This window comes from Kineococcus sp. TRM81007, from assembly GCF_022669155.1.
Taxonomy (GTDB): Bacteria; Actinomycetota; Actinomycetes; order Actinomycetales; family Kineococcaceae; genus Kineococcus.
Window position 1 is genome coordinate 1 of sequence record NZ_JALBVB010000049.1, and the last position, 7,926, is coordinate 7,926.

The 7,926-nt window shown below is 77.6% G+C and carries 7 protein-coding genes and 1 pseudogene; 7 read left to right on the forward strand and 1 reads right to left on the reverse strand.

Going from position 1 to position 7,926, the window contains the following annotated elements; all coding sequences use genetic code 11:
• The coding region (locus tag MN205_RS08755) for a hypothetical protein (RefSeq protein WP_242126329.1) at positions 1-224 on the forward strand (224 nt) is incomplete at its 5' end.
• Here MN205_RS08755 and MN205_RS08760 read toward each other — a convergent pair.
• On the reverse strand, positions 175-1,017 hold the full coding sequence (locus MN205_RS08760) for a helix-turn-helix domain-containing protein (protein WP_242126337.1): 843 nt from the start codon (positions 1,015-1,017) through the stop codon (positions 175-177). The two genes, MN205_RS08755 and MN205_RS08760, sit on opposite strands and share 50 nt — an antisense overlap.
• Positions 1,018-1,307: 290 nt before the next feature.
• On the opposite strand from MN205_RS08760, the pseudogene MN205_RS22325 reads away from it, so the two are divergent.
• From MN205_RS22325 to MN205_RS21765, 6 genes and pseudogenes are all read left to right on the forward strand, one after another.
• A pseudogene (locus MN205_RS22325) lies at positions 1,308-1,532 on the forward strand (ATP-binding protein); the annotation flags it as partial.
• Between the two features lie 131 nt (positions 1,533-1,663).
• Positions 1,664-1,915, forward strand: coding sequence for a hypothetical protein (locus MN205_RS08770; protein ID WP_242126341.1), 252 nt, complete (start codon positions 1,664-1,666; stop codon positions 1,913-1,915).
• Positions 1,916-2,141: 226 nt separating this feature from the next.
• Positions 2,142-3,683, forward strand: a complete 1,542-nt coding sequence (locus tag MN205_RS08775) for a flotillin family protein (RefSeq protein WP_242126343.1) — start codon at positions 2,142-2,144, stop codon at positions 3,681-3,683.
• A 108-nt stretch (positions 3,684-3,791) separates the two neighbouring features.
• Complete coding sequence (locus tag MN205_RS08780) at positions 3,792-4,523, forward strand: class I SAM-dependent methyltransferase (RefSeq protein ID WP_242126345.1); 732 nt, start codon at positions 3,792-3,794, stop codon at positions 4,521-4,523.
• Positions 4,520-5,710, forward strand: a complete 1,191-nt coding sequence (locus tag MN205_RS08785) for an FAD-dependent monooxygenase (RefSeq protein ID WP_308220257.1) — start codon at positions 4,520-4,522, stop codon at positions 5,708-5,710. Before MN205_RS08780 ends, MN205_RS08785 begins: the two co-directional genes overlap by 4 nt.
• 123 nt (positions 5,711-5,833) lie before the next feature.
• Positions 5,834-7,926: hypothetical protein (locus MN205_RS21765; protein ID WP_242126347.1), on the forward strand; the 2,093-nt coding region annotated here is incomplete at its 3' end.

The following is a 7,926-nucleotide window of genomic DNA, read 5'->3' on the forward strand; positions in this document are numbered from 1 at the left end:
TCGGGCAGGTCGCCGCGACGGGTGTGAGCGTCGATGGCATCCAGGGCCGCTTGCACGTCCAGCAGGCGCTGGCGGGCGTGCCGGCTCACGCGAACACCATCGCCCCAGTCGTCGTCGCCGCCCTCGTCGCCGCCCTCGTCGCCGCCCTCGTCGCCGCCCTCGTCGCCGCCGAGCTCACAGGGTCAGCAGGTCCGCTTCGACGTTCGCGCGCACCTCGGGTCTGAGTCCGTCCTCGGGGACCAGGTCGACGGGGGCCCTGAGGAGGTCTTCCAGTTCCCGGCGCAGACGTCCCAGGGCGAACAGCCCCGTCCCAGCCGGTAGGTCGACGAGCAGATCGACGTCGGAGTCAGCGCGTTCGCTGCCGCGGGCGGTGCTGCCGAAGACGCGCACGTGCTGCACGCCGTGGGCCGCGGCGATCGTCTTGACCTTGCGCCGGTGCCGGCGCAGGCGCTGTCCCAGGGGGCCGGACAGCGGGGCGGTGGCCGGGGAGTCGGTGGCGATCAGCGAGGCGTCGAGCAGGTGGCCGCTGGCGCGCAGCAGGTGCAGCAGCACCGGCAGGGAGGGTTGGCGCTGTCCGGACTCGTAGGCGCTGATCACGCTCTGGGTCACTCCGGCGCGTTGCCCCAGCTGGACCTGCGTGAGCCCGGCGCGACGGCGCGCCTCCCGGAGCAGCGCGTCGGCGGAGTCGATGACCGGCATGACATCAAGATAGCGGATCGTCGATATGCGTGAAGGGTCCTGAACGTCCTGAGATCGGCACGAGCGGTAAATGGGCGGTGATCCGGTGGTGCCCAGATGCACCGACGGCCTGGTGCCGGCGGCATCAGCAACGGTGCCCGAAGCACCCGCTGGCGGGAAGATTCTGCGCAGTGAGCGGTAAAGCGAGGTGACTCCTGGACCCGTGGAGGAGGCGCGCTGTCGACGGGTCTTGCGCGCGGCGCGCTCACCACGATCAGCGACCTCGGTGGCGTTGATCGCCGTCACGAGACCGGCCAGCATCGCCAGAAGACCGAACATCAGGCGTGCCCTCTCTGCCCGGCTCCATCCAGCCCGCGCACCACTGCAGGTGCGCCACCGGGTACGAGGCGGCGCGGGCGGTGCCGGCGCTTGCTGAACCTCCTGGCGCCATCTCCCGCCACATCTCCTGCCACGCCGACCTGCTGGCCGCCGGATCGATGAGGGCGGTGCTCGATGCGGGCTCGAAGGTCCCCGGCGACGCTTGCGGCTTCGGGATCGACGACACCGAAGAAGGCCAGTTCGAGCACAGGCAGGCCTTCCCCCCGGGGACGCCGCTGACGTCCGTCCTCGTGATCGTGTGGATCAACGGCGTCCAAGGCGTCGGCAAGACCACGACCAGCGCGCTCGTGCAGCCGTTGATCCCGGACTCAGGGGTGTTCGACGCCGAGGATGTGGGCGAGACGCTCGTGGACATCGGGCCGGGCCTGCCCGCCACCGACGACTTCCAGCCCTGGCCGCCGTGGCGACCGCTCGTCGTCGAGACCGCCCGCCGCGTGCTGGAGCGCACCGGCGGCCCGCACGTGGCTGCACCGCGAGGTCGAGGCCGTCGACGCGCACCTGCTGTGCGGCACGGGGCGGGCCCCGCAGGTCGGAGGAGCTGGAAAACTGCCGCGGCCGCGAGCGCGGCGGTGGCACGATCCGGCACGTGAACCCGCACGTGACGCGGCTCGCCGCCACCCTGCCCGCCGCCGCCCTCGCGGCCGTCGCCCTCACCGCCTGCAGCGGTACCAGCCCTTGCGCCGAGCTGCCGGTCCCCACCGCCGAGCAGGTCGCCGCCGCCTCCCAGGAGGTCCGCGGCCTGCCCGTGGAGGTCGAGGTGGAGCACGAGGGCGTCGACTGCTTCGTCGACCCCACCACCCGCCGGTGGACCGAGGAGGCCGAGGAGACCGAGTCGTGAACCGCCTCGTGAACCCCGCACCGCGCCCCGGTCGGCCCGCGCGACACGCCCCCACCACCGGGTCCTGGTCCCACCCGGCGCACCCCGCGGGCGGCTAGGGTCGCTCGCGGGGGCTCAGGGGCCCGCTCGGCCGTGCCGGCCCGGGAACGGCTCCGCCCGTCGGGCTCCCGCGACGCCCCCGGGACCCGGCCGCGGGCTCGGTGGGAGCGCCCGGGTCTGGAGCGAGATGGACACCCTCGTCGTCGCCGTCGTCGCCGGCGTGCTCGTCGTCCTGCTGCTGGTGGCGGCCGTCGTCGTCAAGGCGCGGTACAAGATCGCCAGCCCGTCCGAGGCGCTGATCATCGTCGGCAGGAAGGGCCGGCCGGTCACCAACCCGCAGACCGGGGAGGTGACCACCGACCTGTCCGGCCAGAAGGTCGTCATGGGCGCCGGCGTCTTCGTCAAGCCGCTCCTGCAGCAGGCCCACCGCCTGTCCCTGGCCTCGGTGCGCATCCCCATCTCCATCCGCGGCGCGGTCTCGCGCCAGGGCATCCGGCTGAACGTGGACGGCGTCGCCATCGTCAAGGTCGGCGGCACGGAGGACCTGGTCCGAGCCGCCTCGCAGCGCTTCCTGCAGCAGCAGGGGGAGATCGAGCCCTTCACGCAGGAGGTGCTGGCCGGCAGCCTGCGCGGCGTCATCGGCACCCTGACCGTCGAGGAGATCATCCGCGACCGCGTCGCCTTCGCCCGCCAGGTCGAGGAGGAGGCCGTCACCAGCCTGAACAACCAGGGCCTGGTGCTGGACACCCTGCAGATCCAGGACGTCAGCGACGACGGCAACTACCTGCAGGACCTGGGCCGGCCCGAGGCCGCCAACGCCCGCCGCGCCGCGGAGATCGCCGAGGCGAACAACGCCCAGGAGGCCCAGCAGGCCCAGGCGCTGTCCGACGCGAAGATCGCCCAGGCGCAGCGCGACCTGGCCCTGCAGCAGGCGCAGTTCCGCGCCGACCAGGACAAGGCCGCGGCCGAGGCGGACGCCGCCGGCCGCCTGGCCGAGGCCGCCGCCCAGCAGCAGGTCCTGCAGGAGCAGGAGCGGGTGGCGCAGCGGCAGGCGGAACTCACCGAGCGCACCCTGGACACCGAGGTGCGCAAGCCCGCCGACGCCCGCCGCTACGACGCGGAGCAGCAGGCGGCGGCGCAGCGGACCGCACGCGTCTTCGCGGCCGAGGCGGAGCAGCAGGCCGCCGTCGCCGCCGCGCAGGCCGACGCGGAACGGGTGCGCCTGTCCGCGGAGGCGGAGGCCGCCCGGGTCCGCCTCGCCGCCGAGGCCGAGCTGCAGCGCCGCACCGCGCAGTCGAACGCGGTCCGTCTCGAGGGGCAGGCGCAGGCCGAGGCCCTGGCGGCCACCGGTTCCGCCAAGGCGGAGGCCCTCCAGAAGGAGGCGCAGGCGCTGAAGGAGTTCGGGGAGGCCGCGCTCACCCAGCGCGCGCTGGAGGTCCTGCCGCAGGTCGCCGAGGCGCTGGCCCGCCCCCTGGGCAGCATCAAGGACCTCACCGTCATCTCCAACGACGGCGCCGGCGCCCTCAGCCGCTCCGTGGGCAGCAACCTCCAGGAGACCCTGGAGGTGCTCAAGCGGACCACCGGCGTCGACGTCACCGCGATGATCCACTCCCTCGGCGCCCAGCAGCAGCGCGGCACGGAGGGTGGCGGCACGGAGGGTGGCGGCACGGAGGGTGGCAGCACGGCCGCCGGCCTCGTGGTCCCGTCCGGGGGCGGCGCCCCCCGCTGATCGCCCCGTGTCCCCGCGCTGCGCAGGACGGCGGGCGCGCTCGCGCCTACGCTCCGGAACCGTGGACGGTGCGAGCGAGGGACCCCGGCCCGCCCGGGGGGAGGGGCGGTGATCGGCGCCCACCTCCGGGAGCGCGACCGCGACGCCGTCGAGCTGATGGACGCCCCCGACTGCGACCCGGAGGCGCTCGCGCGCACCTACGCCCGCTTCCGCCTCGTCAACGCCGTGGTGGCCGGCTGGTGGGCGACCTACCGCCTCCACGTGCGGCCGCTCCTGCCGCGCGAGCGCCCGGCCACCGTGCTCGACGTCGGCTGCGGCGGCGGCGACCTCGCCCGCGCCCTGGCCCGCTGGGCGCGCCGCGACGGCATCGCGCTGGAGGTCACCGGCGTCGACCCCGACCCGCGCGCCCACGCGTGGGCGGTGAGCCGGCCACCCGTGGACGGGGTGCGGTTCGAGCGGGCCCTCAGCGCCGACCTGGTGGCGCAGGGGCGCCGCTTCGACGTGGTCGTCTCCAACCACCTGCTGCACCACCTCGACGACGAGGAGCTGCGGGCCCTGCTGGACGACTCCCGCACCCTGGCGCGGCGCCGCGCCCTGCACAGCGACATCGCCCGCAGCCGGTGGGCGTACCTGCTGTTCTCGGCCGGTGCGCTGCCGCTGGCGCCCGGCTCGTTCATCCGCGCCGACGGCCTGACCTCCATCCGCCGCAGCTGGCGGCCGGCGGAGCTGCGGGCGCACGTGCCGCCCGGGTGGCGGGTGGAACGGCCCTGGCCCGGCCGCAACCTGCTGGCGCACGACCCGCCGGTGCACCACACGCCGCACGACGGCGCCGGCCCGTGAGCACCCGCGAGTGCGAGGTGCTCGTCGCCGGGGGCGGTCCCGCCGGTCTGCTGCTGGCGATCCTGCTGGCCGGTCGCGGCGTGGACGTGGCCGTCCTGGAACGCCGCAGCTCACCCGGCCGCCTCTCACGCGCCATCGGCCTGCACCCGCCGGCGCTGGACGCCCTGGCCGCCGTCGGCCTGGCCCGGCGGGCCGTCGCCGAGGGCGTCCGCGTCGAGCGCGCGGTGGCGCGCAGCCGCGGCCGGACGCTTGGCGAGGTCACGTTCGAGCGGGCGTGGCCGCGCACCCCGTTCGTGCTCACGCTGCCGCAGCACCGCACCGAGGCGCTGCTGACCGCCCGCCTCGCCGAGCTCGCCCCCGGCGCGCTGCGGCGCGGCTGCGAGGTCGTGGACGCCCACGACGACGGCGACCGGGTGCACGTCACCGCCGCCGAGCACCGGCCCGGCGGGCCGCCGGCGACCGCCCGCTGGCGGGCACGGGTCCTCGTCGGCGCCGACGGCACGCGCAGCCGGGTCCGCGAGGCCTCCGGGCTCGCCGCAGACCCGCACCCGTACCCGGACGCCTACCTCATGGGCGACGTCGCCGACACCACCGGCGACGGCGCCGCCGCGGCCGTCCACCTGGAACCCGGTGGCGTCGTGGAGTCCTTCCCGCTGCCCGGCGGGGTGCGCCGCTGGGTGGTGCGCACCGGCCGTCACCCGGGCGAACCCGCCGCGGAGCTGCTGGCCGCCCTGGTCGCCGAGCGCACCGGCGAGGTGCTCGACACCGCCACCAGCACGATGGTCAGCGCGTTCGGCGTGCGCCGCAGCCTCGCCCGGCGGACCGTCCACGGGCGCCGCGTGCTCGTCGGCGACGCCGCGCACGAGATCAGCCCCATCGGCGGCCAGGGGATGACCCTGGGCTGGCTGGACGCGCAGGCGCTCGCGCCGGTGCTCGTGGACGTCCTGCGCGGCCGGGCGGGTGCCGTCCGGTCCGGGGACCTGCGGGCGGTGCCGCGGATGCGGGAGTTCGAGGAGGTGCGCACCCGCGCGGCGCGCTCCGCCGCCCGCCGCGCGGGCGCCAACACGGCGGTGGGCAGGCCGTGGGGCGCCTGGGGCACCGCCGGGCGCGATGCGCTGGTGCGGGCGGCGCTGCGGGGCCCGGCGGGCGACCACCTGGCGGGCGCCCTCACGATGCGCTGGGCGTGAGGGCGCGTCCCACGGACCCGCCCGGCCGAGGCGCGCTCCGGGCGTGCCCGGGGACCGGCCCCCGCCGCCCGGTCCCGCAGCGCCGCGACGCCGCCGGCGGGCCGGGTCGGTACGTTTCCCCCCGTGAGCACCGAGCGACGCCCCGAGCTGCACACCGCCCTGCTGGCCGCCCTGGCGGGGGACGGTGAGGCCGCGCACGCGCTGCGCACCGCGGCACCCGCCGGGGACCACCCGGCCGGGGAGCCGCTGCTGCCCGCGGCGACCTCCACCCACGCCCGCACCGTCGCCGCCGCGCTGACCGGCGTCCCCGTCCTCGCCGCCGCCGCCGACGGCCCCGGCGGCGCCGGCACCCTCGTGGCCGAGCTGCTCGCCGCGCTGGCCGCGGACGGGCGGCGCGTGCTGTACCTGGCCGGGCCCGCCACGGCCCCCGCCGTGCGCGCCGAGCTCACCGGCCTCGGCCTGGCCGGGCTCCTCGGGGCCGCCGGGTCCCCGTCGGCGCCCCCCGCGCCCGACGAGGACGAGAGCGGCCGCGTGCGGGCGCGCGACGGCCTGGCCCGCCACGCCGACGCCCTGCACGCCCGCCCCGACGACGGCGGCCCCACGCCCTTCGAGGCGCTCGCCGAGCTGACCGGGCTGCGCGCCGCCCACCTGCGGCCCCCGCTGCTGCCCGCAGCCGCCGGGTGGGGTGAGCGCCGGCGCGCCCAGGTCGCCGCCCTGCTGCTGGACGCCGCACGCCCCGCACCCGCGGTCCCCGTCCAGGAACCCCAGGACCCCGAGGACGCCGACCGGTCCTTCGACGCCCTGGACCGGCTGCCCGCCACCCTGGGCACCCTCACCGACCTCACCGAGCGCCTGACCGCGGACCTCGGCTGGCAGCCGCTGCGCACCCTCGCCGACGCCGAACGCGCCCTGGCCCTGCTCGAGCGCGCCGAGGCCGCCGCGCGCACCTACGTCCCCCTCGCCCTCACCGCCGACCTCGACCAGGCGCGCGCCGTCCTCACCCAGCAGCAGCGCTCCTTCCTCAGCGCCGAGGAACGCACCCGCCGCCGCGAGGTCAAGCGCCTGTCCGCCCTGCGCCACGACGGCTCCTTCGGCCTGCACGACGTCGAGGAGCTGCAGGAGCTGCGCCGCGCCTGGGCCGAGCACGCAGCCGGCCCGCCGACCGCCTGGACCGGGCGCCCCCAGCTCGCCCAGGCCCTCGGCACCGCCCGCACCCTGCTCACCCGCGCCGCGACCGCCCTGCCCGGGGCACCGCAGGACGCCGGCACCCTCGAGCTCGCCGCCTCCCGCGACCTCGCCGACCGGGCCACCGCCGCCCGCGACGCCCTGCTGGGCCGGCGCCGCCGCGCCGAGCTGTCCGGCCAGGGCCTGGACGAGCTCGCCGCCGTCGTGCCCGCCGGCGCCGGTGAGGAGGACGTCGCCCGCCTCGTGCGCGCCGCCTGGCTGCGCGCCCGCGCCGAAGCCGCCCTCGCGGGCCCGGACGGGGACATCGGCGCCCTCGCCGCCCGCTTCCGCGCCCTCGACGAGCGCCGCGCCCGCGCCGCCGCCGCCCGCCTGGGCGCAGCCCTCGACACCGGGGCCGCACCCCGCTGCCGCGTCACCGACGGCACCACCGGCCTGCCCGCACCGGGCGAGGACTTCGACGTCCTCGTCGTGGACGACGCGCACCGCCGCCCCCTGGAGGACGTCACCGCGCTCGCCGGACGGGTCCACCAGCTCGTCGCAGTCGGCTCCGCGAACGCCGCGGGCACCGGCGACGGCTCCGCGTGGAGCGCCCTCGCCGCGCTGCTGGAGCCGACGGCCACGCACCTGCCGGCCGCGCCCGCCGACCCGGCCACCACCGCCCTGCGCGAGGACGTGGCCACCGCCCTGCGCACCGCCGGCCTGCAGGTCGGCACCGGCGAGGACGTCGCCGGCTCCCCGGTGGACCTGCTCGTCACCGCCGGTCCGGGCACCGCGGCGCTCGCCGTGGACCTCGACGGGTCGGGGTACCGGGTGCTGCCGACCGTCCGCGACCGGGACGCCGCCCGGCCCGCGCAGGTCGAGGCCGCCGGGGTCGCGTTCGAGCGCCTGTGGAGCGCCGACTGGTTCCGCGACCCGCGCGGCCAGGTGCAGCGGATCACCGAGGCGTGGCGGCACGCGGAGGAGACAGACCGCGAAGAGGCCGAACGCGCTGCCCGCGAAGAGGCCGAACGCGCTGCCCGCGAAGAGGCCGA